General features: G+C 61.5%; 1 protein-coding gene. It reads left to right on the forward strand.

What is annotated here, in order from left to right:
• Window positions 1–1,276: alkaline phosphatase family protein (locus BRAS3809_RS19970; protein WP_210161106.1), on the forward strand; the 1,276-nt coding region annotated here is incomplete at its 5' end.
• Window positions 1,277–1,599 lie beyond the last annotated feature (323 nt).

Below are 1,599 nucleotides of genomic sequence, written 5' to 3' on the forward strand. Positions count from 1 at the left end.
CCTCTCCATGCTCAGATCTGTTTCCGCTTTGCTCGCAGGCGTCGCGACGTTGTCTCTCGCGGCGATGGCATCGGCCAAAGAAGGCCCGGTGCCCTACGGCGTCCGCCATCTCGATCATGTGTTCCTGATCATGATGGAAAACCACGGCTATGCGGAGATCATCGACAATCCGAACATGCCTTTCACCAACAAACTGGCTGCGAAAGCGGGCCTTGCGACCCACTATTTCGCGGTCGGCCATCCCAGCCTGACCAACTACCTCGAAATCGTGGGTGGATCGAATTTCGGCGTCCTCAACGATCACGCGCCGGACTGGCACAACGCGAACTGCGACACCAACCTCAGCACGGGCCAGCCGGCGTTGGACCAGAGCTCGTATCCGAACATCTGCCCGTTGCGCGGAAATGGCAAGGATGCCGCGACGCCGGCCATCGACACCAGCAATCTCGAAGGCAACCAGCCGGGACCCGTGATCAACATCGACGGTTCGGCGTCCTATCCGGCGCAACCGACCGTCGCCAAGACGATCGCGCACCAGATCGTCGAGAAGGGCGGAACCTGGAAGACGTATCAGGAAGACCTGCCGCCGACGGGCGCCGACAATGTCAACAGCGCCGATGGGATCTACTCGAACCTGAACCCGCCGACGAAGTCCGGAATCACCGATGGCGTTGTTGGCCTTTATGCCGTGAAGCACAATCCCTTTGCCTACTTCCTGGACGTCCAGAACGGAAAACCGGGCCTGAGCCTGCAGAATGCGGTCGGCTTCGACGGCCAAGCCGGGCTGTTCGAAGATCTGCGCAAAGGCCATACGCCGACGCTCTCCTTCATCGTGCCGAACCAGTGCAACGATCAACATGGCCGCAGCGGTGCCGGTCCGCAGTGCGACTATGACCCGAATGACGTGGGGACCCAGACAGGTCTCAATCCTGCATTGATGTACCAGGGCGACGTCACGCTCGAGAGGATCGTCGGCGCGATCAAGGCATCCCCGTCCTGGTCGGACGGCCGGAATGCGATCGTGATCGTTTGGGACGAGAGCGACTACGCCAATGCCCCGATCACCAACCAGGTCACGCTCATCGTCGACACGAACGAGTCCGACCGCGACCACGATCACGATGCCGACGATCGTCGCGGCCACACCAGCAGCCACTTCTACACCCACTACTCCCTGCTGAAGTCGCTCGAGAGTGCCCTCGGCCTGCCCTGCCTCAATCACGCTTGCGACGCGACAACCGAGACGATGAACGATCTGTTTGACGGCCGGAAATAGTCCCCGCTTTCGCAAAGACCAGAACTCCGGCCTTGACGTCCGCGTCAAGCCGGGCTTCTGAAGGAAAAAGAAAGACCGCCTCCAAGGCGGTCTTTTGCTGTCTGACCGCGACAGATTCGAGCGAACAGAGTCGGACTGCACCCAGTTTTCGGACGCGTCTCCGCATCGAGGGCAGTCAAGTCGTACGGCGGGTCAGCCGCAAGGCGTAACCCGCCGTCTCTCGACACCGACGGATGACGCTGCGCTCATCCGCCCTACGCTCTGCGTGAGAAAGGGCTTCACTCCCTCCACGCGTCGTTCCGGGGCGCCCGCAGGGCGAGCCC

The sequence above is a fragment of the Bradyrhizobium sp. STM 3809 genome, from assembly GCF_000239795.1.
Lineage (GTDB): Bacteria > Pseudomonadota > Alphaproteobacteria > Rhizobiales > Xanthobacteraceae > Bradyrhizobium.